Here is a 26,106-nt window from a genome sequence, read left to right on the forward strand (position 1 = left end):
TGCGCGGGTAGGAACGCTCTCGCAAAGCAAGCAGTTCCGGGCATAGGGGGCTGGTGTCGTACCACGGCGCCGCTCAATTATCAATCGAGTGTTAGGAGCTCGACATGAAAGCGAAACTTGCGCAGTTCTGGAATGACGAAGAAGGCATCACTGCCCTGGAATATGGGCTGATCGCCGGGCTGATGGCGGTGGCGATCATCGCTGCAATAGGCTTCTTTACCGGAGGCCTGACCACTCTGTTCACAGACTTGGGCGCCAAGCTTACCTCCCAGGGCGGGGCAATCTAACGCCCGGCAAGCCGGTCCATGTCGCGATGGCCCCTGGGGCCATCCCGACAGGCGGGCTGCTTGACCTGTTCACTGGCTTCTGTAAGCGGTCTTGAAGTCTGGATTTTTGAATTATCGGAAGGTCCCGCCTTGTATCCAGGGGAAGTGTTGTGGTGGCTGCTATTCGCATGCTGGACTCTGGTGCTGATCTACAACGATCTGCGCTACCGCCGTGTCCCCAACGCGTTGATCGTCGCGGGGTTCGTGGCACAGCTGCTTTGGCTGGCGGCCGCATGGGCCGTCCCGGGCTGGGTCTACCCGCCCAGATTCGCCGGTGGATTCATGACGCTTGCCGGATTTCTGGCGGCGATTCCGTTCTTGATCCTGTGGAGCCGGCGCCTGATGGGCGCGGGCGACGTCAAGGCCATCGCCATCATCGGGCTGCTGCTGGGGATCGCGCCGCTGATCCTGGTGCTGGTACTGGCGAGCCTGCTGGCTGGCCTGCATGGCTTGCTCTATGTAATCGCGTCGCGGTACTGGCCCGTGGCCCATCGCCTTCGCCAAATTCCCTATGCCGCATACCTGGGAGCCGCCGCGCTCAGCGTGGCGTGTATGCCGTTGAATTCGGCCTGGTATTCGTGGTGTTCTTCCTGGTGTTCTACGCGATTCTGACGTACTCGCTGGTGGCCGCCGCACAACAATCCGTGACGCTTGCCGCGCAAGAAGGCGCGCGCAAGGTCTTGCAGTGGCAAGAGGGCACGCCGTCGCTCGCCGTCCGGGCCAATGCCGGGCGCGATGCCGCCTTGTATCAGGCGCAATGGATCAGTTCCATGTCGGCGTCCGCCGTTCAAGTAGCGGTCTGCGGCAGCACGGGCGCGCTGAGCAGCTCGGCGGGCGGAGCCTGCAGCGGCCGTGCCCTTGCCGACGGCCAGGTCGAAGTCACCGTGTCCTATGCCTACGGCGCGCATCCGCTGATTCCGGCGCTGCCGTTGCTGCAAACGGTGCTGATGCCGGCCTCCGGGGTGCTGAGCGCCCGCGCGACGGTGCATCTGAATGGGGAACGCTGATATGCGCGCCATCTTGCGCCACCGTGCCGGCCGGCCGTCGTTGTCCTGCCAACGCGGCATCGCTGCGCTGGAATTCTCCTTGACCTTGATCATGTTGCTGATGTTCATCTGCGGCGTGCTCAGCTTCGCGGTGCTGTTCTGGATGCAGCAGCAATTGGCGTCAGCCGCGACGGACGGCGCCCGCGCTGCCGTGTTTGCCCGATTCAACGGCCAGGCCAATGTGCCGGCGGCGGCGTGCTCGGCCGCGATGAGCGCGTTCTCGACAGGCTCCGCGGTCGTCTGCGCCACCACCAGCGCACCGTGCGCCTGGAGCGGCTCGGGGGGGCAGCAAGCCAATTGCGCCACCGTCGGCTTGACCTACAACACCCAATCCTGGCCGCTGCTGGCCACCTTGCAGCGCCTGATCACCACATTGCCGGGCATGGGACCGAACTGGATTCCTACCCGTTTGCATTCGCAAGCCGTTGTTCAGATATCGCAAGGGACACCATGAGCAGTTTGAGCAAGATCGTCGCGGGGTTTTTGTTGGTGGCGGGGCTTGTGCTGGCCTTCGTCGCTTGGCGGCTGGCGTCCGCGCCCACGAGCCCGCCGGTCAGTGTCGCGTCCGCGCCTTCCGCGCCGGCTGCTGCCGCGCCGGTCAAGCTCTATCCGGTCGTCGTAGCCAAAGAGGCGATTCCGGCCGGTTCGCGCATCCATAGCGAGGGCATGCTGCGGGTGGACGAATGGCAGGCGCCGCTGTCCGGCGGCTACAACGCCGTGGCCGTATTGGAAGGCGCCGTCACGAAGGTCGATATCGCCGCGGGCGACCCGCTCCTGCCCAGCCTGTTGGCGCAAGGGCTGGCGCGTCAGTTGAAGGCAGGCGAGCGCGCCGTGGCGATCGCGGTGGACGAAGTGATCGGGGGCGGCAACCGCGTCGCGCCCGGTGACTGGGTTGACGTGTTCTTCATGATCGAAAAAGGCCAGGAAGTTCCCGGCGGCCAATCGCGGCTGCTGCAATCGCAGGTACGCGTGCTGGCTTATGGCAAGGATTCCGTGGACGGGCCGGAGAGGGGTTCGGCCGGGCAGCCGGGCGCGCCGGCCCAGCCGGCCCAACCCGCCAAGACCGCAGTACTGGCGGTGCCGGTGGAACATGTGAATGAACTCATTCTGGCCAGCCGTTCGGGTCGCCTGCAACTGGCGTTGCGGCCATTGAATGACGACAGCATGCCCGATACGCAATTGTTCGCGCAGCGCGGCACGGTCTTGCCGACCCGCGCGGATTTGACGCCCGAGCAACGCGAAGCGCTCAAACAGGGACCGAACCGTGCGTTCGCCGGCGAAAGCCTGGTCCAGCTTGACGGGACGACGACTGCCGCGCGAGCCCCTGCCGCACCGGTGCGCGGTGCGAATTCCGGCGGAGGCGGCGGCAGGACGGTGGAGATCTTGCGCGGAGACAAATCCGAACGTGTGCGTTATTGAACATGGCCGCGCGGCTAGGCGCCAGGCGCGGCTGGACTCTCTCATATGACTAGATTCAGCACAATGAAGAACACTCAGCGCACCACCTTGATCTGCCTCCTGTCGGCGGCAGCGGCGATGTCCCACGGCGTCCTTGCCACCGCGCAGACCGCGGCGTCCGCGCCGGGCTCGAATGCGCCTGCGCCGGCTCGCGATCTTGCATTGTCCGTGAAGGGGCAGCAGACGCTGCTGCTGGACGGCGCCGCGCCGTCGCGCATCGCGATCGGCGACCCCGACGTGGCCGATGTGAAGGTCTTGCCGGCCTCCGGCAAGCGCGCGGGATCGATACTGATCTACGGGAAGAAGCCGGGCACGACACAGTTGCAGATCTGGAGCGGCAACAACGCGGCGCCGCAGGTCTGGAACTTGCGCGTGGGCGGCAGCGTCCAGGGCGCGCTGGCCACGCGCGGCATCGCCGGCGGCGCCAACGTCGATATCGCGGGAGATCGGGCGGTCGTGTCCGGCCATGCCGAGACACCGATGGGGCAGGTGGCCTCGGCCGCCATTGCGGCCTCCGCCGTGGGGGGCGATAAGAACGTCGTCGACGTGTCTTCCGCCGGCACAGGCGGCATCGTTCAAGTGGAGGTCAAGGTCGTCGAAGTGTCGCGTTCGGTGATGAAAGAGGCGGGCATCAATTGGAGCGCCGGCGGCAGAGGCCCATGGAGCGCGACCAACAGCCTCATTCCGTCCAACCTGGCATCGGCGGCATCTGGGTTCTCGCTGTTCTACGACACCAAGAATTTTTCCGCCAACCTGCGCCTGCTGCAGACCAACGGCATGGCACGCGTGCTGGCCGAGCCCACGCTGGTGGCCATGACCGGGCAAAGCGCCAGCTTCCTGGCGGGCGGCGAACTGCCGATCCCCGAAGCCGGTGGACTGGGGACGGTGTCGGTCACGTTCAAGCCTTTCGGCATCGGGTTGACCGTCACGCCCACGGTGCTGTCCCGCGACCGCATTTCGCTGAAAGTGGCGCCCGAGGCCAGTGAACTGGACTACAGCAACGGCATCGTGCTGAACAGCGGCACGGATTCCAGCTCGATCATCCCGGCGCTGCGCACCCGCCGCGCCGACACGACCGTCGAATTGGGCGATGGCGAAAGCTTCGTGATCAGCGGCCTGGTTTCGCGCCAGACCAAAGCGATGGTCAGCAAGGTGCCTTTGCTGGGCGACCTGCCGATCATCGGTTCGTTCTTCCGCAGCCTCGATTACACGCAAGAGGAAACCGAGTTGGTCATCGTCGTGACGCCGCGCCTGGTCCGCCCCATCGCACGCGGGGTAAACCTGCCAATGCCGGGGGAAAAGCAAGAGCGTGCGGAAAACGGCTTCAACGCCTGGGGCTACTACCTGACGGGTCCCATGGGCGGCCAGCAAATGCCGGGTTTTTCGCGGTGAACAATATGAAGACACATGCAAGCGAGTGGGTTGGCCTGCAAAACAGCAAGCGGTTTTTGTTCTGCTCCAAGGGGGCGGATGTCGCGGTGCAATTGGGGCAGGTGTTGGGCGATATGGGCATGCTGACCCAGGAGTGTCCCGGCAACGAAGAATTGGCACGGCGTCTGGCGGAGATATCGCCGCAAGTGGTGTTCCTGGATTTCACGCTCAGCGAAGACGAGCCCGGGAAACTGTTCAAGTCAGCCGAACTGGCGCGTCTGCTGGCGCGCATCGCACCGACCTTGCCGCGCGTCGCGGTGGGTTTGCTGAGCCAGCCTGAGGGCGCCATTGCCGCCCTGCGGGCGGGCGTCAGCGATTTTGTCGATCCGACGATCGCGCCGCAGGAAATCAAGGATATCGTGCTGCGGCTGCTGGACGCGCAGGCGGAAGGCGGGCGCGCGGACGGTTCGCGGCGCAGCGTCCTGCTGCTGGGCGCGCGCCCCGGCGTGGGCGCCAGCACCTTGGCTGTACATCTGGCCCACATGGCGCAGGACCGCTTGAAGCAGGCGCACGGCATGCGCGCCACCGCCCATGGCGGCAAGAGCGCCAAGGCGGCGGCCGCCGAGCCGGGCTCCTCGCTGCCGCTGTCCAGCCGCGTTGCGCTGATGGACCTGGGCTGGCCCGTGGGTGACTGCCAGCTGTATCTGAACATTGGCGGGGAATTCGATTTCTCCGAGGCGGCGCGCAACCTGCGCCGTCTGGATTCCACGTTGCTGGCGTCGGCCATGCCGCATACGGCCAACGGCCTCAGCGTCCTGTCTCTGCCGCGCGACCTGGGCCTGATGCGGGATGTGTCGCAGTCAGATTCGCTGTTGGTGTTTGAACGCATGCGCCAGCATTTCGGCGTGGTGATCGCCGATTCAGGCGGATTCACCAATCCGGAATTCGTGGCGGGCCTGGCGCGCGCATCGGAACAGAACTGGATCGTGACCGATCAGAGCGTCGGCGCCCTGGTGTCGCTGGCCGGGCTGCTGCAAGAGCTTGAGCAATTGCACGTGGACCGCCGCAGCCTGGGCCTGATCGTCAACCGGTACGACGAGCGCTACGGCATGACCGCGCAGCAAATCGCCGAACGCTTCCAGTTGGAACTGGTGGGCACCTTGCCGGACCGCACGCTGGCCTTGATGGTGTGCACGAACCAGGGGCACCTGCTGCACGAAGACGCCGAGCGCGACATCTACGTGCGCGCCGTGCAAGGGCTGGTGGAAAAGCTGGGGGCGGAAGAAAGCACGCCCGGTGGGCGGGCAAGCTGGCTGGCCACGTGGCTGCCCGGCGTGCACCGCCGTATGGTCGTCGGTTAACGGAACGACGCAAGGACTGCAACGGAAGCCGACATGATCATGACAGCGACGATAGAGTTTGGCGGTGATGGCGACAAGGGGTTCTCGGCGTCGAACCGCTTCCAGGAAGTGAAGACGGCGGCGTACGAGCACCTGCTCTCGCGTATCGAGGAGTTGGGCGCGGAGTTCGGCCGGTGGGCGCGGTCGGCGATCCAGGAATTCGTCGATATCGAGGTCGCGAGTTTCGTGCGCTTGCGCAGGGTGCCGATCAACGAGGCCGAAATGCGGCAGATCGCGGAGGCCTTGACGAAGGAATTGGCAGGCTTGGGGCCGCTGGAAGACTTGCTGGCCGATCCGGCCGTCGAAGACATCCTGATCAACGGCTACGACAACGTGTTCGTGTCGCGTCGTGGCGTGCTGGCCCGCGAAACGCTGCGGTTCACCGACAACCAGCATGTGCTGCGTATCGTGCGGCGCATCCTGGCGCCGATCGGTCGCCGCCTGGACGAATCCAGTCCCATGGTGGACGCCCGCCTGCCCGACGGCGGCCGCCTGAACGTGGTGATCGAGCCGCTGGCCGTGGACGGGCCAATGGTGTCGATCCGCAAGTTTCGCCAGGATCCGCTCAAGCCCGCCGATCTGCTGACCCTGGGCTCGTTCGACGAAGAGATCTACCGGCTGCTGCACGAAGCGGTCAAAAACCGCTGCAACGTGCTGGTGTCCGGCGGCACCAGCTCCGGCAAGACGTCGCTGCTCAATGCGCTGGCGTTCTTCATTCCGGAAACGGAGCGCGTCGTCACCGTGGAAGACACGGCGGAACTCTCGCTGAACCACCCGCACGTGGTGCGGCTGGAATCGCGCCAGGGCGGCTTCGACGGCAGCGGCGCGGTCAGTATCCGCGAACTGATCCGCAACAGCCTGCGGATGCGTCCGGACCGCGTCGTGGTGGGCGAAGTGCGCGGCGCGGAAGTCATGGACATGCTGCAGGCGATGAATACGGGCCATGAAGGGTCGATGGCGACCATCCACGCGAACTCGCCGCGCGAATGCCTGTACCGGATCGAGATGCTGGCGGGCTTCGCCGGCTTCCAGGGAAGCGAAGACAGCCTGCGCAGGCAGATCGCCAGCGCGCTGGATTTCATCGTGCAGATCGGCCGCCTGTCCAACGGCAAGCGCCGCGTGCTGTCAGTGACCGAGGTCACCGGCATGGGCGACAACGTGATTTCCACTCAGGAGCTCTATCGCCACGAAACCTTTACGACGCCCGAGGGCGAAGAGAAGGACCGCTGGAACTGGCTGGGGATCCACCCCCACACGCCCAAGCTTGCCAAGATGCGCACCGAGGCGCGCGCCAACGATCCCGGGCCGGGCGATAACGACGGCGGCGGATTCTGGAGCCGGAGGCGTTGATGATGCAAGCCCTGGTGCTGGGAGGCTTGGCGTTGGTGCTGGCTATCGGCGCGGTGCTGCTTTGGCGTCACGCCAACAGCGGCGCCCGCCGGGCCGCAAGCTCGTCCTTCCTGGAAAACCAATTGAACCGGGGGCGCGACGCGTCTTCCAAGCCCGAGGCGATCTTCGAAAGCGCGCGCGCGTTGCGCAGCGGCCTGCCGGGATGGGACCGCTTGCTGCTGCTGGCGGGCGTGCGCCAAAGCATGGGGCTTTACGTGCGGCTTGCGGTGCCCCTGTTGGGGCTGGCGGCGCTGGCGTGGCTGACTTTGGGCGTCTTGTCCGGCATCGTGACGCTGTTGCTCGTGGCCATCCTGGAGTACTTCCTGCTGTGGTTGCGCGCCGACAAGCGCCAGCGCCGGATGATTTCGCAGTTGCCGGCGTTCCTGGACAACATCGTGCGCCTGATCACGATCGGCAACAGCATGGGGGCCGCGTTTCAGACCGCGGCCGCCACCACTGACGAACCGTTGCGGGAGGTCGTGGAAACGGCCGCCAGCCTGAGCCGTTCCGCCAAGGAACTGGATGCGGCCCTGGTGCACGTGTCCCGCTTGTACGGGTTGAAAGAGCTTTACATGATTGCCGCCGTGGTGTCGCTGGCGATGCGTTTCGGCGGCCGCAGCGATCAGGTGCTGGAGCGCATGGCCGCCTTCATGCGCGATGTGGCGCAGGCGCGCAATGAGCTGTCGGCGAGTTCCGCCGAGATCCGGCTTTCCGCCTGGGTGCTGGCGCTGCTGCCCGTGGGCATCGGCGGCTTCATCATGTTGACGAACAACGATCTTTTCATGAACCTGTGGCGCGATCCGGCCGGGTTCAAGATGCTGGTGACCGCCGTGGTGCTGCAGCTCGTCGGCAGCTATTGGCTGTACCGCATGGCAAAGTCCATTTGATGGGAGTGATGAGATGGATATCCTGAACTCCTGGAGCGTTACCTCCGTGTTGGCGATGGGGCTGATGTTGATCGCTGCGGCCATGCTGGTGCTGGGCGTGGGCATCGTGCGCCGGTTGCGCGGCCAAAACAGAAACCGGCAGATCGTGGATCACGCGCTGGCGTCGCGCCAGATGGGCGGCGCGGCAGCGGCGGCGGCCATGCCCGCGCAAGACGGGCAGGGCAGGTTTGCGGCCGCCACGCGGGCGGCGGATTCGTTCGGCAAGCGCCTGAGCGAAGGCCGGTTGGCCGAAACCCTGCTGGCCGCCGAAGACCGCAAGCTGGTGGACATCGCCGGGTACGCCGATGCGGCGAACGCAAGGTCGCGTTTCGTCGTGTTCCGGTTCGGGCTGGCGATCTTGCTGCCCATCGCCGCGGTGACGCTGGGCCTGCGCTACCACTATGTCGATTCCTTGTCGGGCATGCTAGTGGCGGCTTTCCTGGGTTTTGCCGTCGGCTACATGCTGCCCAAATGGTTCGTGCGGCGGCGCGTGGCGCAACGCCGCCGGCTGGCCGCGGACGAACTGCCTTTGCTGATCGACCTGTTGCGCCTCTTGCAGGGCGTGGGCCTGTCGATCGATCAGAGCATGCAGGTGCTGGTGACGGAGTTCGGGCAGGTGCTGCCGGTGCTGTCGCAGGAATTGCGCCTGGCCTCCGAGCTCTACGTGCGCGGCCGCACTCGCGAGCAATCGCTGGCGAGGCTGGCCGCCGGATTCGACAACGACGACCTGTCCGCCATCTGCCGCCTGATCGCGCAGGTGGATCAGCACGGCGGGGCGGTGCAAGAGCCGCTGAACCGTTTTGGCGAGCGCCTGCGGGATTCGCGGCGCCTTGAATTGAAAGAGAAAGTCGGCAAGACCACGGTCAAGATGACGGGCGTCATGATCGTGACCTTGCTGCCCGCGCTGCTGATCGTCACCGGCGGATCGGGATTTGTAGCGGTGATACGCGCGATGTCGCGCATGGGGGGGACATGATGGCGGGTGCGACAGGAAGTCGGCAGGGCGCATTGCGCTGGACCCTTTTGGCCGCGGCGGTCGCCGCGGCCGCAGGCTTGAGCGGATGCAAGACCAACAGTGCGGAAACGGCCTGGCAGCTGATGCAGCAACAGCAGCAGGATCAAGCGCTGGCCCGTCAGAAAGAGGACGAGGCGGAGGGCCGCCGCCGGCCCAAAGAACCGGAGATGATGCTCTCCTTGATTTCCGAAGCGCAGCGCCAGGAACGCTATTTCGCCTCGCTGGCGTACATCGAGGCGTATCAGCAGAAATTCGGCAATGACAGCCGGCTGGCCGTCATGCGCGCGGACGCCTTGCGCCAGACCGGCCAGACCGCGTTGAGCGAGCAGGCCTATCGCGCCCTGACCAGTGGCGATCAGGCGGCGGATGGTTGGCACGGCCTGGGGCTGATCGCGGGCGGTCGCGGCCAATTCGATCAGGCGGTCGACTATTTTTCCCGCGCGGCCAGATTGGCGCCCATGAACGCGCGGTTCCTCGGCGATCTGGGCTATGCGCGGCTGCGCGCCGGCGATGTGGATGGCGCCCGGGTGCCGCTCGGCCAGGCGGCCGAACTGGCGCCGGAGAACGGCAAGGTGCTGGCCAATATGGCGGTGCTGCTGCTGGTCGAAGGCGATCCGGCCAAGGCCCAGAACCTGATGGACCGGGCACAGCTTGGGGACGATGCGCGCGGCCAGGTGCTGCGTCTGGCTTCCGAAATCCGCAGCCATCGGGCCCCCGCGCCGATGCCGGCATCGGCGGCAGTCGGCGGCCAGGCGGCTACCCGCGTGTCCAGCGGCGAAGGCAGCGTGATGCCAATGATGAGTCCGTTGATGGATGGCCTGGGCAATGGGCCCATCGTGCGTTAACTCCGTGTTCAGGAAAACTCTCATGTCTCAACCTCGTTTGATCCGTTCCTTTTCCGTGGCGCTGGCGTTGACCGCGCTTGCGCCCCTGAGCGCCCAGGCCCAGTCGAACGCGCCGTTGACCGGAAACATGTCGGGCGGGGCGGCGGCGGGCGCCGCGCAGCCGGCGCCGCTGCCGGCGGCCGCCTTGCCGAACCGGCCCGTGGTGCAGCAAGTGCAGACGTCGATGCCGCAGACCGATGCGTCCGCGGCGGCGCAGGCGGCGGCACCAGCGGCACCGGTGGCTGCGCCGCCGGCCGCCGCCGAGGTCCGGGAAGGCTTCGGCGATGTGACCCGGGGATTGTTGGCAGCCCAGGCAGACGGCCGTCGCGCAGGGGGCGCGTTGCCCATTCTGGGACCGGTCTCATCGGCGGCCTGGACTCGTTACGTGGACAGCTTCAGGCAGCCGATCCCGGAATGGTTCCAGAAGCGGGTGGAAACCAAGAACACCAATTAAGGCTCGGATTCGAGCCGGAGCCTGCCGACCATGCCCGCCGCGTCTTTGCGTTCCTCGGCTTTGCTGCGCCAGCGCGGCAGCATCACCGTGGCTGTCGTGTTCGCGGTACTGGTGGGGCTGGTGCTGCTTGGGGTCGCGCACGTGTCCTACAGCTTCTACATGAAGCGCGAGATGCAGAAAGGGGCCGACCTCGCGGCGCTGTCGGCGGTGCAGGTGCTGGGCATGGGGGCCGCAGCGGACTGCGCGCGGGCGGGCACCGCCGGCCGGACGTCGGCGCTGGCCAACCTGCCTGGTTTCTTCCAGGCCTTCACGGCGGCCGATGTCACCGTCGAGTGCAAGGTATGGGATTCAAGCCGTGCCGACGCCACGGGCATGCATGTCTTCGATGCCGCCAGCGGGCAGCCGTTTAATGCCGTGCGCGTGACGGTCAGCAAACGGCTGACCAGCATCGTCCCCAACTTCTCAGGCGGCGCGGACAACGGCACGTTGGTCACGACCACCGCCGTGGCGACGAATACGCAGCCCGTCGCCGCATTCATGGTGGGTTCGCGCCTGCTGCGCCTGGAAAGGGGTGGGCTGTTGTCGCAACTGCTGGCCTCCGTCGGGGCGACGCCCGCGCAACTGGATGTGCTGGACGCGGCGGGCCTGGCTAGCGTCAACATCACGCCATCCGGTTTGCTGAAGGCATTGGGCTTGCCCCTGTCGGTGGCCACCGGTGTGGGCACCCCTGCCGAACTGGCGGCGGTCAACAACCTGACGCTGGGGCAGCTGCTCAACGCCACGTTGACGGTGGTCAATCAGAGCGGCACCGCTGGAGCCAGCATTGGTCTTATCAACAACGCCATCAATACGGTGCTGGCCGTGATGCCGTTGAACCTGCCGGTCAAGCTCTTTGGCGACGGCGGCGTGCTGAACCTCTCGGTGGCGGGGGGAGACGCCACCGGCGCCCTGGCAGCCAACGTCAACGCGTTGAACCTGCTTGAGACCGCCCTGGTCATCGCCAACGGGCAGAACCTCATCAATCTGGGTCTGAGCGTGCCGTTGCTGGGCGTGGACGCCCGCGTGCGCGTGGTGGAACCGCCCACGCTGGCGGTCGGGGGCATCGGCACCCAGGCCACCAGCGCCGGCATCCGCGTGTATCTGCGCGTCAATACCGCCAATATCCCGTTGGTGGGCCCCTTGCTGGCGAATACGCTGGGCACGAAGGTGGACTTGCCGATCATCATCGACGTCGCGCAGTCCACCGGCACATTGACGAACCTGTGCCAGGCGCCGCTGACGGAGTCGCAGGCGACGATCGCGGTGACGTCCTCCGTCGCCAACGTCTGCCTGGGGCGCTTCCCGGGCATGACCTCCAGCACCGACCAGAACGCCGCGAACTTCGTGTCGCTGACCAATAGCTGTCAGCCCAGCGCGTTTGCCGCCATCCAGCGCCATCAGGTGTTGAACGTGCTGGGCATCCTGCCGTTGACCGCCAAGGTCACGTTGCCGATTTTCAACTCCGCCGCGCCCGTCTCCGTGACGCTGACCGAGCCTCCGGGCACGCCGTCGACGCAGACCGTCAACGCCACCTCCATCGACCTGGGCGCGCTGGCGTCCAACCTGTCGGATGCGCTGATCGGCGGCATTCTGGGCGATCTCTTCAATACCGGCACGCCCCTGACGTCGGCCGAACGCACGGCGCTGGCGACGGATCTGGTGGGCGGCGGCGGCAGCAGCGCCGGCAACTCCATCTCGCAAGTGGTCAACAACTTGCAATGGTCCACGACCGCGCTGAACCAGTTGAGCACCCGCCTGTCGACCGGGGGCTTGACGGGTGTGCTGGGCGGCACCCTGCAACTGGTCGGCAATATCCTGAGTTCATTGCTGCTGGCGCCTTTGAATGACGTCGTCTGCGCGTTGGGTATCACCCCAAGCGCCATCCGCCAGTGCCGCATCAACTCGGTGGCGACCATGGCGCTTAGCGGCAGCTCGCAGATTAGCGGCGTGCTGTCCATCGTCGTGAACCTGTTGCAGCCTATTCTGGCGCCGCTGTCGGGCCTGCTGCAGCAACTGCTCAACCTGCTTGGCCTGAGCGTCGGCCAGACCGACGTCTCGCTGCTGTCCGTGGATTGCGGCCAGCCCCGTTTGGTGTACTGATGATGAAGCCTTTGATTCCCGCCCGCGCCTTGGCGTTCAAGCCATGACCCAGAAATTCGCCCGCGACGAGTTCGACGTGTACGTATGGGAGGGCACTTCCGATATTGCCTCCCGGGCGGAGCGCTGCCTGGTCGGCATGGATGTGTCGCTGGTGCGCGCGGATGCCGGCACTGCGTTTCCGCCGCCGCGCGACCCGACGCGCCCCGCCGTGGCGCTGGTGTCGGTATCGGTGATGGGCGACAACCGGTTCAGCGGTTTCGACTGGCTGGCGGTTCAGGCCATGCCGGTGATATGGGTGGCGGCCGAGGCCCGCGGGCGCGATTCGCGCTACTACCCGCCTGAATATTCGTACACCTTGCCGCTGTCCTTCACGACGGCGGACCTGCGCAAGCTGTTGTTCGAATTGCTGGGTACGCTGGACCAGTTCAGCCGTACCGCGCCCAAGCGCGAACAGCCGTTGATCGCTGTGTCCGAACCCATGCGGGCGCTGCTGGCCGAAGCCGAGATGTTCGCCGACTGCCGCAGCAATGCGCTGATCCACGGCGAAACGGGCGTGGGCAAGGAGCGCATCGCCCGGCTGTTGCACGATCGAGCGGAATGGTCGGACGGGCCGTTCGTGGCGGTCAACTGCGGCGCCATCCCTGAAGGCCTGTTCGAAGCGCATTTCTTCGGCCATGCGAAAGGCGCCTTCACCGGGGCGGTCGGCGCGCACAAGGGCTATTTCGAACAGGCCAACGGCGGCACGCTGTTCCTGGACGAGATCGGCGATCTGCCGCTGTACCAGCAGGTCAAATTGCTGCGGGTGCTGGAGCAGAGCGCCGTGACGCGCCTGGGTTCCAGCGTGGAGATCCCGGTGGATTTCCGGCTGGTCGCGGCAACCAACAAGGATTTGCGGGTGCTGGTGGGCCAGGACGAGTTCCGGGCGGACCTCTATTACCGCCTGGCGGTGATCGAGCTGCGCATCCCCAACCTGGAGCAGCGCGGGCCGGAAGAGAAAATCGCCATTTTCCGCGCCTTGCTCGAGCGGCTGGGCGGAGACGGCGAGCCGCCGGACTGGCTGCTGGCGCGCGTGGCGCGCACCCGCTATGCCGGCAACGTGCGCGAATTGTCCAATGTGGCGGAGCGCGTGGCGATCATGCGCCGGCAGTTCAAGAATTGGGACCAGGCGCGCATTGAACGCATATTTGATCAGATCGGGGAGCCGCTGCGCGCAGCCGGCACCCTGGGCGGGCCAAGCACGCTGTGCGAACCGCCCGTATTCACCGATGCCGAGCGCGCCGAGCGCGCCCGTATCCTGGCCGCGCTGGACGTCAATGGCTGGCGCCGCCAGGACACCGCCAATACCTTGGGGATCAGCCGCAAGGTGCTCTGGGAAAAGATGCGGAAACTGCATCTTGGGGGCGGCCAGGGCGAAACGGCGGAGGGGGTTGTCGAGGCGTCCTGATCATGCAATAGGGAAAGGCCCGTACGGGGCCACAAATTTACTCGCGACGAATGTAAGTCGGTCAGCCGTGAGCGAAATAAATTGCTATAGTTCCGCAACGATTTTTTTGGGGAAGGCATGAACGTCCAATTTATCCGTGCCGCCACTCGCATGGCGCTGTTAGGCACGGCACTGTCCGGCCTGGCGGCTTGCGCCAGCGCGCAATCCGAAGCGCCGCGGCCCACGGTTAAGCAGGTCGAGGACGCGCCGGCCGCCTCCACGCCCGTGACCCCGCCGCCTGCCGCCCCCGCAGCGGCCGCGCGCCCGTCGTCCACCGTGGCGGAATTGCAGGGCCTGATCCAGAGCCGCCAGGTTTCGGAGCTGCGCACCGCTTACAACGGGACGTACGGCGCCAGCCTGCTGTTCAAGCCGGACGACCTGACCTATTACGTCGCCCTGTTCCAGCAGAAGGATTTCTGGCGCGTGCTGAAGACCGTGTCGGAAAAGCAGGCCGAATCCACGTACCGCGCGTTTGCCGCCCAATCCGCCGATTTGGCTGAAGTGGACATCAAACGCATCAAGCTGCAAGCCGAATACGCGAACGCCGAGAAGCTGCTGGCCAGCCGCAACGCCCAGCTCAGCACGTTGCAGGCCGACCGCACGCTGCGCATGCAGCAGGAAGAGCAGGTCGCGGCACGCCAGGAGCAGTCGCGTCAGGAGACCACGGCACTGGCCGATCAGCAAAAGGACGTGCGCCAGCAACTGCGCGATCTGCAGCGCCAGATCGATTCGTTGCAGGCTCAGCAGGCGCAAATCAACGCCAGCCCGGCCGCCAAGCGCGGCAAGTAAGTCGGCGCCAATCGCCAGGACGGGCCTTCGGGCCCGTTTTTCTTGGGCGCCGCCCATTCCCCGCTTCAAGCGGGGGGATGGCGCCCCTTGCGGGCGGATTCTTGTATTCTGGCTGCTGGACCCCATATAGCAACCATGGCTCTCAAAGTTTTCGACCTCCAGTGCGAGCACAGCCACATTTTCGAAGGCTGGTTCGGATCGCACGATGACTATGACGCGCAACAGGCGCGTGGCTTGGTCACGTGCCCGGTTTGCGGGTCGGCCAGCATCACCAAGCGCCTGTCGGCGCCACGCCTGAACGTGTCCCACCTGCATGCGCCGGCCCAGCCGCCCGCCGTGCCGGCGGGCGCGTCCGAGGCCGAGAAAATGGCCGCCTTGCAGGCGGTCGTGATGAAGCAGGTGCGCGCCTTGCTGCGCAATACCGAGAACGTGGGGCCGCGTTTCGCCGAAGAGGCGCGCCGCATCCACGAGGGCGATGCCGACGAGCGCCCCATCCGGGGCACCGCCACGCCCGAAGAGCGCGAGGCGCTGGCCGACGACGGCATCGACGTCATGGCCGTGCCGGATTTCCTGGACGACGAGCGTTTGCAGTAAGGTTTGCAGGACGGGCGTCTGCGATCAATGCGGCGCCAATGAAAAAAGCCAGACCCGAAGGTCTGGCTTTTTTTGTCGCTGTTGCCGGATCAGTTGTTGACGCGGCTGCGGTATTCGTTCGTGCGGGTGTCGATTTCGATCTTGTCGCCGATGGCGCAGAACAGCGGCACGTTCAGTTCGTAGCCGGTGTTGATCTTGGCCGGCTTCGTGACCTTGCCCGACGTGTCGCCGCGGACGGCGGGTTCGGTGTAGGTGATTTCGCGCACGAGCGTGGTGGGCAGTTCAACCGAGATGGCGCGGCCGTCGTAGAAGACCACTTCCACGGGCATCGCTTCTTCCAGGTAGTTCAGGGCGTCGCCCATGCTTTCGGCTTCGATTTCGTACTGGTTGTACTCTTGGTCCATGAAGACGTACATCGGGTCGCCGAAGTAGGAGTAGGTGCACTCCTTGCGATCCAGTTGGACGACTTCGAACTTTTCGTCGGCCTTGTAGACCGATTCGCTGGCCGATGCGGTCAACAGGTTCTTGAACTTCAGCTTCACAACAGCAGCGTTACGGCCAGACTTGTTGTATTCGGCTTTCTGGACCACGAGGGGATCCTTGCCGACCATGACCACGTTGCCGACTCGCAATTCCTGAGCGGTTTTCATCGATAAAACTCCGGGGGGGATGGGTGCACTCGCCGTGCTTGCAAAAAGCCGCCTTCGCAAAAATCACGAGCTAAAGGTCCGGGAAAAAAGCCCCTGACAGCGGTTTCATGCACACCCCGGGAGGCGTCATAGTTGAGGCCCGACAAATTCAGGGCGACTCAGAAAACTCTCTATTCTAACGTTTCTTGGCCAAGTCTGCGCAAAAGTCCGCCAGATTTTCGGCCAGATCGGGCAGGGCGGCCTGGCTGGCATCCCAGTGCCGCGCGGCAGCCGACCAGGCTTGCCACGCATCGGGCGCAAGCGCCTGGGCGACGGCCGCGGCGGTCTGGCCCGTTTCCGGCTGGTTCCACGCGCGAATCAGCGCATGCGCGGAATCCGGGGCCGGATAGCGGGCCAACCAGGCATCCAGTTTTTCCAGATGGATGTTCTCGTCCTGGGGGTAAATCTGCCAGACGAGGGGACGCGCCGCCCAGGCCGCGCGGATGAAGGAATCCTCGCCGCGCACGAAGTTCAGGTCCGCGCACCAGAGCAGGCGGTCGAAATCCGGCTGGGCTACAAAGGGCAGGCGCGCCAGGGGAGGGGCGTCTGGCGCGGCGCAGGCCGCTTCCAACCCGGGTGCCACGCCCTCGGGGACCAGCAGCACGCTGGGCCGCGCGTCGGCGGTCAGCGCCTGGACCAGGGCATCGACGGGCGCCGTGGGATAACAAAACAGGGACACCGTGCGGGCGCCGTCGTGGCGGCGCAACAACACGGCGTCGTCCACGCCCAGCGATCGCAGGAAGCCGTTCTGCAGGTCCATGGACGACTGCATCGCGTCGCGTTCGGCACTGAGTCCGGGCTCGCGCAGCAGGCCGCCGGTGGCGGCCGTGAAGCCGGGGAAGAAAAAGTGCTTCACCAAGCCGTCCGGGCGCTGCGACGGCAGGCCGTGGCAGCTTTCCACCCAGGCCTCGGCGCTCAAGTATTCCAGGTTGATCCATGCGGGATGCACGCGGCGCATGCTATCCACGAACGCCGGCGGGGGATCGCAGGCGAAGGCCTCGATGACGACGTCGCGCGCCGTCAGGGCCGGGTCGGGCGCATCGGACCAATGCACGATGTCCACGCCGCCCAGTTGCTGCCGCGCCGCTTGGGGCGCGATGCCGGGCTGGATGCGCGCGAAGCTGGCCAGATCGTCCACCCACAGGCGGATATCCCAGCCACTGCCTCGGGCCAGCCGGCGCGCCAGCCGCCAGCAGACGCCGATGTCGCCGTAGTTATCGACGACCCGGCAAAAGATGTCTGCTTGCATGACGGCTTAGTGGAACTTGGCGGGGGCCGCTTCGGCGTCTTCGGGCAGTTCGGCGTGAACCAGTTCGCCCAACGGGTTCGGGAAGTAGGGCGCGCCGCAGTCTTCGCAGTACTCGGCAGGCAGCACGCCGGGGATGCGGCGCACTTCGGTGACGCCGTATTCCTTCAGCAACGCCGTGATCTCGTCGACCACGTCGGCCTGGCCTTCGTCGGACGGGAGCTCTTCTTCGCGTCCGTACAAGGGCCACACGCAGCCGTAGTAGACGTCGTTGCTGCTGCGTGCGGTGAAGCCGATACGGTATTCGTCAATACGGCTTTCGCCGCAGCCGGCCACGACCGCGCGCAACTGCGAGGCTTCCAGGCTGACCGCGCCTTCCAGCCAGCTGATGGCTGCGCGCAGCGACAACGGGCGCACGCGCCGGTCGGCTTCGCGGTTGCTGACGTAATAGGCGTCGGGCAGCAGCGCTTCGAAGCCGCAGCCCGGCAGCAGGGCGGCCAGGGTGGGCTGCGCCTGCGCAGCCCATTGTTCCTGGCACGCGTCGCGGCTGGCTTCGGCTTCGCCCAGTTGTTCCTGCCAGCGGAAGATCGGCGCGTTCTCGGGCACCGCGACGGCACCGATGATGTAGCGCGTGTCGGCCAGCATGTTCGCGGTTTCGGTTTCGGTGTTCAGGGCCGGCTTGGTCGTTTCCGCGCCCAGCGCCTGCGTGCCCAGGCGTTGCAGCCATTGCCAGGTTTCGCCGAACGTGCGGGGCATTTCGTCCACGCTGACCAGCATGGGCATCAGTGCCGTGCGCGCCTGGCTGGACAGCACATGGCCGTGCAACTGGGCCAGCAGCGCCTGCTGGGCGGAGGCGGAGACGGGGCCGGTGGGGATGGCGTAACGGGTCCAGGCGACGATGGGCGCAACGATCAGCAGCACGTCGTACACGACGCCGTTCTTTTCGATCTTCATCGATTCAGACAGGGTTTCCGCCTGTTCGATCAAGACTTCATAGGCGCCTATGTCGCTTTGCGCGAGGTGGTCCAGGGCCGCTTCCAGCGGAGCGTCCTGCCCAGCTTTCAGCAGCTTGGGAATCGCTTCGCCAAGCTGGTTCTCCCAGAACACGTCTTCGACGCGGCTGCCCGAGCGGTTGAGCGCCTGGGCAAGCGCAACCAGGCGGGTCGCGTCACGGGTCATGCGGGGAGCGGATTGGCTGCGGGATCGGGCCATAACTTCGGGGGACGTCCAGTAAGTGTGTAACGACGTAGTTTAACGCCCGCCGCGCGCCTCGGCATTCGGGGCGGACCCGGGCCCGCCGGGGGCGCAATGGCGTGGCCGCGGGCAGGCCACGCGGCAGGGTCCGTTTGATTAATGCGGATCGGGCAACAGATCATCCCTGCAGAGGGGGTTTATTGCTGATTCGAAACGTCCGAAAATAGGTTCATCGACATCATTCCTGGAGGCTTCGCCATGCGTTGGCCTACGCTTTTCGTTTCCCACGGCTCGCCCATGCTGGCCGTTGAACCCGGCTTGACCGGCCCCGTGTTGGCGGCGTGGAGCCTGGCGCAAGGCCAGAAGCCCCGCGGCATCCTGGTGGTGTCGCCCCACTGGATGGGCGAAGGGCTGGCCCTGTCCACCCGGGACCAGCAAGTGGCCTGGCATGATTTCGGGGGCTTTCCGCCGGAGCTCTACACGCTGCAGTATGCGGCGCCGGGCTCGCCCGAACTGGCGGCGCGCGTGCAGGCGCTGCTGGCCGAATCCGGCATCGCCGCCGACCGCGATCCGCGCCGTCCGCTGGACCATGGCGCCTGGGTGCCGCTGCGCTACCTGTACCCCGAGGTCGACGTGCCGGTGGTGCAGCTGTCGCTGGACATGGCGCGCGACGCCGCCGGCCAGATGGCGCTGGGCCGCGCGCTGGCGCCGCTGCGCGACGAGGGCATCCTGATCATCGGATCGGGGTCGTTGACGCACAATCTGCGCCACGTCCGGATGCCGCATGACGCGCCGGCCGTGCCTTACGTGCCGGCGTTCCAGGATTGGTATGCGCATCGCCTTGCGGAGCACGATGTGCCGGCCCTGCTGGATTGGCAGGCGCAGGCGCCCGGCGCGACGCAAGCGCACCCGCATGACGACCACCTGATGCCGCTGTACGTGGCGCTGGGGGCGGGCGGGGTGTCGGCCAAGCGCCTGAACGACGAGGTCTCGTACGGCGCGCTGGCGATGGACGCGTATCAGTTCGACGACTGAACCGTCCGCCAGGCGCCATGTAAAAACCCCCGAAGGTTGGATCAATGTCCAACTTTCGGGGGTCAGTTCAGAACCGCAAGGTTCCGGGGCTTTTCATATCGCGAGGCCCTATGCCGCGGGGCCCGCGAAAGGGCTTAAGCGGCCAGCAGTTGGCGCAGCACGAAGGGCAGGATGCCGCCGTGCTGGTAGTAGTCGACCTCGATCGGCGTGTCGATGCGCAGCAGCACCGTCACATCCTGCTTCGAACCATCCTTGCGGGTGATCGTCAGCGTCACGTCCTGCATCGGCTTGATGCCGTTTTCCAGGCCCGAGATGTCGTAGGTCTCTTCGCCGGTGATGCCCAGCGACTGCACGCTGTCGGCGCCCTTGAACTGCAGCGGCAGCACGCCCATGCCCACCAGGTTGCTGCGGTGAATGCGTTCGAAGCTGCGGGTGACCACGGCCTTGACGCCGAGAAGCTGGGTGCCCTTGGCTGCCCAGTCGCGCGACGACCCGGTGCCGTATTCTTCGCCGCCGAACACGACGGTGGGCGTGCCGTCGGCCACGTACTTCATGGCCGCGTCATAGATAGACATCTGTTCGCCGGTGGGCTGGAACAGGGTTTCGCCGCCTTCGAAGCGGCTGCCGTCCGGCAGCGACGGGATCATCAGGTTCTTGATGCGCACGTTGGCGAACGTCCCGCGCATCATGATTTCATGGTTGCCGCGGCGCGAGCCATAGCTGTTGAAATCGGCCTTCATGACACCGTTGGCCTTCAGCCACTTGCCGGCGGGCGACGTTTCCTTGATGGAGCCGGCGGGCGAGATGTGGTCGGTCGTGACCGAGTCGCCGAACACGCCCAGCGCGCGGGCGCCCTTGACGGCGGGCATCGCGGCCGGCGTCATGCCGAAGCCTTCGAAGAAGGGCGGTTCGGCGATGTAGGTCGAATCCGGCCAGTTGTAGGTGTCGCCGCTGACGCCCTTGATGTTCTCCCAGAGCTTGCCCGGGTTGCTCTTGACCTGGCCGTAGTTGGCCTCGAAGACCTTCGGGTCCAGCGCATGCTTCATCAGCGCTTCGACTTCTTCGGACGTCGGCCAGATGTCGCCCAGCCAGACGTCGCCGTTCTTGCCGCGGCCAACCGGTTCCGTCATCAGGTCGCGCGTGACGGTGCCGGCCAGCGCATAGGCCACGACCAGCGGCGGCGAGGCCAGGAAGTTGGCCTTGATGTTCGGGTGGATGCGCGCTTCGAAGTTGCGGTTGCCGGACAGCACGGCCGAGCACACCAGGTCGTTGCCGGTGATGGCTTCGTTCAGGTCCGGCGTCAGGTCGCCCGCGTTGCCGATGCAGGTGGTGCAGCCGTAGGCGGCCACGTCGAAGCCCAGCTTTTCCAGGTACGGCAAGAGGCCCGTCTTGGTCAGGTAGTCGGTGACGACGCGCGATCCCGGGGCAAGCGAGGTCTTGATGTGCTTGGGAACCTTCAGCCCGGCTTCCACGGCCTTCTTGGCCAGCAGGCCGGCGGCCAGCAGCACGTTGGGGTTGGACGTGTTGGTGCAGGACGTGATGGCGGCGATCAGGATGTCGCCGTTCTTGATCTGCGTACCGGCGCTGGTCGTGAAGGTCTTGCCCAGTTTTTCAGAAGGCTGGTTGAAGCCGTTTTCAGCGACGGGCTTGGAGAACAGGTCGATGAACGTGTTCTTGACGTTGCCGATTTCGATGCGGTCCTGCGGACGCTTCGGGCCGGCCAGCGACGGGGCCACGGTGGACAGGTCCAGCGTCAGCAGCTTGGTGAAGTTGATGTCCTGGGCGGCCGGGATGCCGAACATCTTCTGCGCCTTGAAATAGGCTTCGAAGGCGGCGATCTCGTCTTCCGTGCGGCCGGTGCCGCGGAAGTAGTCGATGGTGCGTTCGTCGACCGGGAAGAAGCCCATGGTGGCGCCGTACTCGGGCGCCATGTTGCCGATGGTGGCGCGTTCGGCCACGGTCAGGCTGGCGGTGCCTTCGCCGCAGAATTCGACGAACTTGCCCACCACTTTTTCACGGCGCAGCATTTCGGTGATGGTCAGCACCAGGTCGGTGGCGGTGACGCCGCCGCGCAACTGGCCCTTGAGCTCCACGCCGACCACGTCGGGCGTCAGGAAATACACGGGCTGGCCCAGCATGCCGGCTTCGGCCTCGATGCCGCCCACGCCCCAGCCCACCACGCCGATGCCGTTGATCATCGTGGTGTGGCTGTCGGTGCCCACCAGCGAGTCGGGGTAGTAGACGTTGTTCTTCTTGTCCTGGTGCACGCCGCGCGCCAGGTATTCCAGATTGACCTGGTGGACGATGCCGAAGCCCGGGGGCACGACGCCGAACGTGTCGAACGCCTGCATGCCCCACTTCATGAACTGGTAGCGCTCCTGGTTGCGCTTGAATTCCAGCTTCATGTTCAGGTCCAGCGCATTCTTGGTGCCGAAGTAATCGATCATGACCGAGTGGTCGACCACCAGGTCCACCGGCACCAGGGGTTCGATGCTCTTGGGGCTCTTGCCCATTTTGTCGGCCACCGAGCGCATGGCGGCGATGTCGGCCAGCAGCGGCACGCCGGTGAAGTCCTGCAGCACCACGCGCGCCACGACGAAGGGGATCTCGTCTTCGCGGCGGGCGTTGGCCTGCCAGTTGGCGAGCTGCTTGACGTGTTCTTCGGTGACCTTCTTGCCGTCACAGTTGCGCAGCACGGATTCCAGCACGATGCGGACCGAAACCGGGAGCCGCTGCACATCGATGCCGAGGGACTTGCCCAATGCCGGCAGCGAATAGTACTGACAGGATTTATTGCCGATCTTGAAGTTCTTGAGAGTATCTAGGGTGTTGTGCGGCATGATGGACTCCGTGGTTTTGCCTGGCTCTATCTGCCCGAGCGCAGGCGGCAATTTTTGGCGTTTTTGCGCGTTTGTCATTGTAGGGGAGACAAGCCCGCGTGCGGCTTTGTGTCTTATATCTTATATAAGACCTGGCTAGCACGTCAAAGTTCCGCCCCCGTTCCGGTAAACGGCAGCCGGAACTGCTGCAAAACCCCTACTTTGGCGGACAAGGGCCAAGCCCGCAAGACCCCGCGTTTTTACCAAGGAAGTCCTACAGTTGGATGGCGGGCGGCGCAGGCGCCCTCCGCAGCACGGGCAAGGCCGCGTCAGGCCAGGAAATCGCGTAGCAGCGGCTCGAGTTCGGCCTTCAGATAATCCACCAGCGCGCGCTGGGCGGTGGACGGGTAGGGGGTCGGCGAGGTCAGGATGAAGAGCTTGTCGCCGGGCCCTTCCGCCTTGTAGGCGGGCAGCACTTCGCGCAGCCGTCCCGATTCCAGGTCGGGCTGCACGATATAGGCGGGCAACAGCGCCACGCCGGCGCCGTCGCGGGCCGCGTCGGCCAGGAACGGGAAGTACTCGGATTGCAACCGGGGCGCCAACTTGACCTCGTAGGCCTGCCCCTTGCGCAGCAGGCGCAGCGCCGCCTGCGGTTTGGGGCCGGGCGGGCAAAGGAAGTCCAGCCGGCCCAGGTCGCGCGGATGCGAGGGCGTGCCGGCGCGTTGCAGATACGCGGGGGCGGCGCACAAGTGCCACTTCACGTCGCCCAGTTCGCGCGCCACGTAGTCCTGCGGGGGCGAAGAGACCACGCGCAATGCCACGTCGATCTCCGACGAAATCAGGTCGCTGACCCGGTTCGAGAACAGCACGCGCAGGCTCAGGCTGGGGTGTTCCAGGGCAAAGCGCACCAGCAATGGGCGCAGGGCGTCGAGTTCGCCCAGTCCTGTGGGCAGGGAAAGGCGCACATGGCCGGTGGGCTCGGCGCCCAGCTTCTGCAAGGCGTGGCGGGCGGAATCCACCTCGCGCGCCATGCGGGCGCCGTGCTCGTACAGCACGCTGCCTTGATGCGTGAGTTCCAGCCGGCGGGTTGTCCGGCGAATCAATTGCGCCCCGAATGCCCGTTCCAGCTTCTGCAGATTTCGGCTGACGTGAGACCGCGTCACGCCCTGGCGCAAGGCGGCTTCGCTGAGCGTGCCCGCTTCGACGATGGTCACGAACAACTGGATCAGATTCAGATCTAGCGCGGGCAAGGCGGACATGGGTGTCGTCGATTGTTGCCTGTGAGGAAACAGAGTTTACTCAAAGTGAAGGATTGTCGCGCTATTCACGGGTTGATATTCTGGTCTCGAACCGCATCGGACGTATCCGTCCGCAACCGGGATTCCAAACGACAACAGGAGACAAACCATGCCGCAAAGCATGTTCCGGGCGGACTTGTTCCGCGGCCAGCGCATCCTCGTCACGGGCGGGGGGACCGGCCTGGGCTACGCCATGGCGGAGCAACTGGCGTCGCTGGGCGCCACCGTCCACCTGTGCGGACGGCGCCTGTCCGTGCTGGAGGAGGCCGTCGCCGCCCTGCGCGCCAGGCATGGCGGGCAGGCCTATGCCCATGCGGTCGACATCCGCGATGCGGACGCGGTCGATGCGATGGTGGAGGGCATCTGGACCGCGCACGGTGGCCTGGACGGCCTGATCAACAACGCCGCCGGCAACTTCATCAGTCCGACTGAAAAGCTGTCGGCGCGCGGTTTCAACGCCATCGCCGACACCGTGTTCCGCGGCACGTTCTACACGACGCAGGCCGTGGGCAAGCGCTGGATCGCCACCGGCGCGCAAGGCGCGGTCGTGTCCATCGTCGTGACGTGGGTGTGGACCGGATCGCCGTTCGTGGTGCCGTCGGCGATGTCCAAGGCCGGCATCGACGCGATGACGAAATCGCTGGCCGTCGAATGGGGCCGCCACGGCATCCGCATGAACGCCATTGCGCCCGGCGTGATCCCCACCGAAGGCGCGACCGCGCGGCTGCGCCCCAACGGCGACGGCCAGGATGCCCTGATCCAGCAGAATCCCATGCGACGCCTGGGCACCGGGCACGATATCGGCGAACTGGCGGCCTTTCTGCTGGGTCCGGGCAACGACTGGATCAACGGCCAGACGATTGCGCTGGACGGCGGCGATTATCTAGCCAATGGCGCCTACTTCAAGCAGTATTTCGAGTGGACTGAGGAAGACTGGGCGGCCGCCCGCGCCGCGATCGAAGCGCGCACCGCGCAGGACAAGGCCCTGCGCGCCGGGAAGCCGGCATGAGCGGACGGATCATTGCCGGGGGCGTCGACCTGGACCGCGACGCGCTGACCGCACGCGGCGAACAGGTGGCGGCAGGCCTGGCGGCCATGGGGGTGCGCGAAGGCGACGTGATCGCCGTGCTGTTGCGCAACGGCATGCCCTATCTGGAAATCATCCAGGCCTGCAAGCGGCTGGGCTGCTATTACTGCCCGATCAATTGGCACTACACGGCCGACGACGTGGCGTTCCTCGCGAACGACAGCGGCGCGAAACTGCTGATCGCCGAAGACGACCTGTGGCGCGAGGTCCGGGCGGCGCTGCCTGCCGGCCTGCCCGTGCTGCGGGTCGCGGGCGGTGTGGATGCCGGTTTCGAAGCCAACAACGTCGACGCTAACGACTACGAGGCCTGGCGCAACGCGCAATCGCGCCATGACGGTCCGCTGGTCGCGCCGCGCGGCCACATGGCCTATACGTCGGGCACGACGGGGCGCCCCAAGGGCGTGGTCCGCCAGCCTTTCCCGGTGGAGCGGCTTGCCGAGCACCTGGCGGCCGTGGAAGCCGTGGTCGAACAGGCCTATGGCCTGCGCCAGGGCAGCCGGGCCTTGCTGCCCGCGCCGGTCTACCACAGCGCGCCCAGCGTCTTCGCACAGGTGGCGCTGCGCGTTTGCGACACGCTGGTGCTGATGCCGCGTTTCGACCCCGTCGAGGTGTTGCGCCTGATCGAACAGCACCGCATCGACACGATCTACCTGGTGCCCATCATGTATGTGCGGTTGCTGAAGCTGGATGCGGGCACGCGGGCGTCGTTCGATTTGTCGTCGTTGCGCTTCGTAGCCTCGACCGGCGCGCCCTGCGCCCCGGAGCTCAAGCGCGCGATGATCGATTGGCTGGGGCCGGTGGTGCACGAAACCTACGCGTCCAGCGAGGCGGGGATGGTGACCGCGATCGATTCGCATGAGGCGCTGGCGAAGCCGGGCAGCGCGGGGCGGCCTATCGGCCCGGCGCAAGTGCGCATCTACGCCGAGGATGGTTCTGTCTGCGCGCCTGGCCAGATCGGGCGCATCCACGTGCGCCAGCCCGCCTACGCCGACTTCACCTACCGCAACCATCCCGAAGCCCGCCAGGCCGTCGAGCGCGACGGCCTGATCGGGCTGGGCGATCTGGGCTATGTCGACGAAGACGGCTACCTGTTCGTGTGCGACCGCGAATCGGACCTGGTGATCTCGGGCGGCGTGAACATTTATCCGGCGGAAATCGAACACCATCTGATGCAGTACCCGGGCGTGGCCGATTGCGCCGTCTTCGGCGTGCCGGACCCCGAGTTCGGCGAACGCCTGCTGGGACTGGTCCAACCCGCGCCGGAGGCTGCCCTGGATGTGGAGGCCGCCATGCAATGGCTGTCCTCCCGGATCGCCCGCTACAAGGTCCCGCGCGAGCTTCAACTGCGGCAGGCCCTGCCGCGCGACGACAACGGAAAGATCGCCAAACGGCGGCTGCGGGCGGCGTTCTGGGAGGGCCAGGCGCGCAAGGTGTAGCGGCCGCGCGGCCATGACGTAAGGCCGC

At 65.9% G+C, this 26,106-nt stretch carries 24 protein-coding genes; 19 read left to right on the forward strand and 5 right to left on the reverse strand.

Translation table 11 applies throughout. The features are described from left to right. Window positions 1-104: 104 nt before the first annotated feature. From A9973_RS06680 to A9973_RS06755, 16 genes are all read left to right on the forward strand, one after another. A complete protein-coding gene (locus A9973_RS06680) occupies window positions 105-287 on the forward strand; it encodes a Flp family type IVb pilin (RefSeq protein ID WP_183012942.1) in 183 nt (60 codons plus the stop codon). Between the two features lie 144 nt (window positions 288-431). Continuing rightward, window positions 432-938 (forward strand): prepilin peptidase, encoded by a 507-nt coding sequence (locus A9973_RS06685; RefSeq protein WP_183013187.1) that lies wholly within the window; start codon window positions 432-434, stop codon window positions 936-938. Beyond that, entirely contained in the window at window positions 905-1,333 is a 429-nt protein-coding gene (locus A9973_RS06690) for a TadE/TadG family type IV pilus assembly protein (protein WP_370539460.1), read from the forward strand. The genes A9973_RS06685 and A9973_RS06690 overlap by 34 nt, the downstream gene beginning before the upstream one ends. Before the next feature lies 1 nt (window position 1,334). Further along, window positions 1,335-1,826, forward strand: coding sequence for a TadE/TadG family type IV pilus assembly protein (locus A9973_RS06695; protein ID WP_183012944.1), 492 nt, complete (start codon window positions 1,335-1,337; stop codon window positions 1,824-1,826). Continuing rightward, complete coding sequence (gene cpaB, locus A9973_RS06700; protein WP_183012945.1) at window positions 1,823-2,791, forward strand: Flp pilus assembly protein CpaB; 969 nt, start codon at window positions 1,823-1,825, stop codon at window positions 2,789-2,791. Before A9973_RS06695 ends, cpaB begins: the two co-directional genes overlap by 4 nt. 63 nt (window positions 2,792-2,854) lie before the next feature. Beyond that, window positions 2,855-4,222: a type II and III secretion system protein family protein gene (locus tag A9973_RS06705; RefSeq protein WP_183012946.1), complete on the forward strand. Its 1,368-nt coding sequence runs from the start codon at window positions 2,855-2,857 to the stop codon at window positions 4,220-4,222. Then, window positions 4,219-5,562: a pilus assembly protein CpaE gene (locus tag A9973_RS06710; protein WP_183012947.1), complete on the forward strand. Its 1,344-nt coding sequence runs from the start codon at window positions 4,219-4,221 to the stop codon at window positions 5,560-5,562. Before A9973_RS06705 ends, A9973_RS06710 begins: the two co-directional genes overlap by 4 nt. A 33-nt stretch (window positions 5,563-5,595) precedes the next feature. Next, on the forward strand, window positions 5,596-6,951 hold the full coding sequence (locus A9973_RS06715) for a CpaF family protein (RefSeq protein WP_183012948.1): 1,356 nt from the start codon (window positions 5,596-5,598) through the stop codon (window positions 6,949-6,951). Beyond that, window positions 6,951-7,877 (forward strand): type II secretion system F family protein, encoded by a 927-nt coding sequence (locus A9973_RS06720; RefSeq protein ID WP_183012949.1) that lies wholly within the window; start codon window positions 6,951-6,953, stop codon window positions 7,875-7,877. Before A9973_RS06715 ends, A9973_RS06720 begins: the two co-directional genes overlap by 1 nt. 13 nt (window positions 7,878-7,890) lie before the next feature. Next, window positions 7,891-8,892, forward strand: coding sequence for a type II secretion system F family protein (locus A9973_RS06725; protein WP_183012950.1), 1,002 nt, complete (start codon window positions 7,891-7,893; stop codon window positions 8,890-8,892). Further along, the gene (locus A9973_RS06730; RefSeq protein ID WP_183013188.1) at window positions 8,892-9,776 is read left to right on the forward strand and encodes a tetratricopeptide repeat protein; all 885 of its coding nucleotides are present in this window, start codon (window positions 8,892-8,894) and stop codon (window positions 9,774-9,776) included. Before A9973_RS06725 ends, A9973_RS06730 begins: the two co-directional genes overlap by 1 nt. A gap of 22 nt (window positions 9,777-9,798) precedes the next feature. After that, complete coding sequence (locus A9973_RS06735) at window positions 9,799-10,269, forward strand: DUF3613 domain-containing protein (RefSeq protein ID WP_183012951.1); 471 nt, start codon at window positions 9,799-9,801, stop codon at window positions 10,267-10,269. A 30-nt stretch (window positions 10,270-10,299) separates the two neighbouring features. After that, window positions 10,300-12,408, forward strand: coding sequence for a pilus assembly protein TadG-related protein (locus A9973_RS06740; RefSeq protein ID WP_183012952.1), 2,109 nt, complete (start codon window positions 10,300-10,302; stop codon window positions 12,406-12,408). A gap of 43 nt (window positions 12,409-12,451) precedes the next feature. Next, window positions 12,452-13,852 carry a sigma 54-interacting transcriptional regulator gene (locus tag A9973_RS06745; RefSeq protein ID WP_183012953.1) on the forward strand — a complete coding sequence of 467 codons (1,401 nt, stop codon included), beginning with the start codon at window positions 12,452-12,454 and terminating at the stop codon, window positions 13,850-13,852. A gap of 117 nt (window positions 13,853-13,969) precedes the next feature. Continuing rightward, window positions 13,970-14,680 (forward strand): DUF2968 domain-containing protein, encoded by a 711-nt coding sequence (locus A9973_RS06750; RefSeq protein ID WP_183012954.1) that lies wholly within the window; start codon window positions 13,970-13,972, stop codon window positions 14,678-14,680. 135 nt (window positions 14,681-14,815) lie between these two features. Beyond that, complete coding sequence (locus A9973_RS06755; protein WP_183012955.1) at window positions 14,816-15,274, forward strand: DUF1178 family protein; 459 nt, start codon at window positions 14,816-14,818, stop codon at window positions 15,272-15,274. Window positions 15,275-15,363: 89 nt separating this feature from the next. Here A9973_RS06755 and efp read toward each other — a convergent pair whose 3' ends face one another. The 3 genes from efp to A9973_RS06770 all read right to left on the reverse strand — a co-directional run bounded on the left by efp (window position 15,364) and on the right by A9973_RS06770 (window position 18,421). Next, complete coding sequence (efp, locus tag A9973_RS06760) at window positions 15,364-15,924, reverse strand: elongation factor P (protein WP_183012956.1); 561 nt, start codon at window positions 15,922-15,924, stop codon at window positions 15,364-15,366. 175 nt (window positions 15,925-16,099) lie between these two features. Further along, entirely contained in the window at window positions 16,100-17,212 is a 1,113-nt protein-coding gene (earP, locus tag A9973_RS06765; RefSeq protein ID WP_183012957.1) for an elongation factor P maturation arginine rhamnosyltransferase EarP, read from the reverse strand. Window positions 17,213-17,218: 6 nt separating this feature from the next. Then, window positions 17,219-18,421, reverse strand: coding sequence for a DUF2863 family protein (locus tag A9973_RS06770; protein ID WP_183012958.1), 1,203 nt, complete (start codon window positions 18,419-18,421; stop codon window positions 17,219-17,221). 240 nt (window positions 18,422-18,661) lie between these two features. Between A9973_RS06770 and A9973_RS06775 the strand changes: the two genes are divergently transcribed. After that, the gene (locus A9973_RS06775) at window positions 18,662-19,438 is read left to right on the forward strand and encodes a class III extradiol ring-cleavage dioxygenase (RefSeq protein WP_183012959.1); all 777 of its coding nucleotides are present in this window, start codon (window positions 18,662-18,664) and stop codon (window positions 19,436-19,438) included. A gap of 134 nt (window positions 19,439-19,572) precedes the next feature. Here A9973_RS06775 and acnA read toward each other — a convergent pair whose 3' ends face one another. Both acnA and A9973_RS06785 read right to left on the reverse strand, forming a co-directional pair. After that, on the reverse strand, window positions 19,573-22,278 hold the full coding sequence (acnA, locus tag A9973_RS06780) for an aconitate hydratase AcnA (protein WP_183012960.1): 2,706 nt from the start codon (window positions 22,276-22,278) through the stop codon (window positions 19,573-19,575). A gap of 308 nt (window positions 22,279-22,586) precedes the next feature. Beyond that, window positions 22,587-23,516 (reverse strand): LysR family transcriptional regulator, encoded by a 930-nt coding sequence (locus tag A9973_RS06785; protein ID WP_183012961.1) that lies wholly within the window; start codon window positions 23,514-23,516, stop codon window positions 22,587-22,589. A 160-nt stretch (window positions 23,517-23,676) separates the two neighbouring features. Between A9973_RS06785 and A9973_RS06790 the strand changes: the two genes are divergently transcribed. Further along, on the forward strand, window positions 23,677-24,564 hold the full coding sequence (locus A9973_RS06790) for an SDR family oxidoreductase (protein ID WP_183013189.1): 888 nt from the start codon (window positions 23,677-23,679) through the stop codon (window positions 24,562-24,564). Beyond that, the gene (locus tag A9973_RS06795; protein ID WP_183012962.1) at window positions 24,561-26,078 is read left to right on the forward strand and encodes an AMP-binding protein; all 1,518 of its coding nucleotides are present in this window, start codon (window positions 24,561-24,563) and stop codon (window positions 26,076-26,078) included. The genes A9973_RS06790 and A9973_RS06795 overlap by 4 nt, the downstream gene beginning before the upstream one ends. Window positions 26,079-26,106: the final 28 nt, after the last annotated feature.

The organism is Achromobacter sp. UMC46 (assembly GCF_014170335.1).
GTDB lineage: Bacteria > Pseudomonadota > Gammaproteobacteria > Burkholderiales > Burkholderiaceae_B > Achromobacter.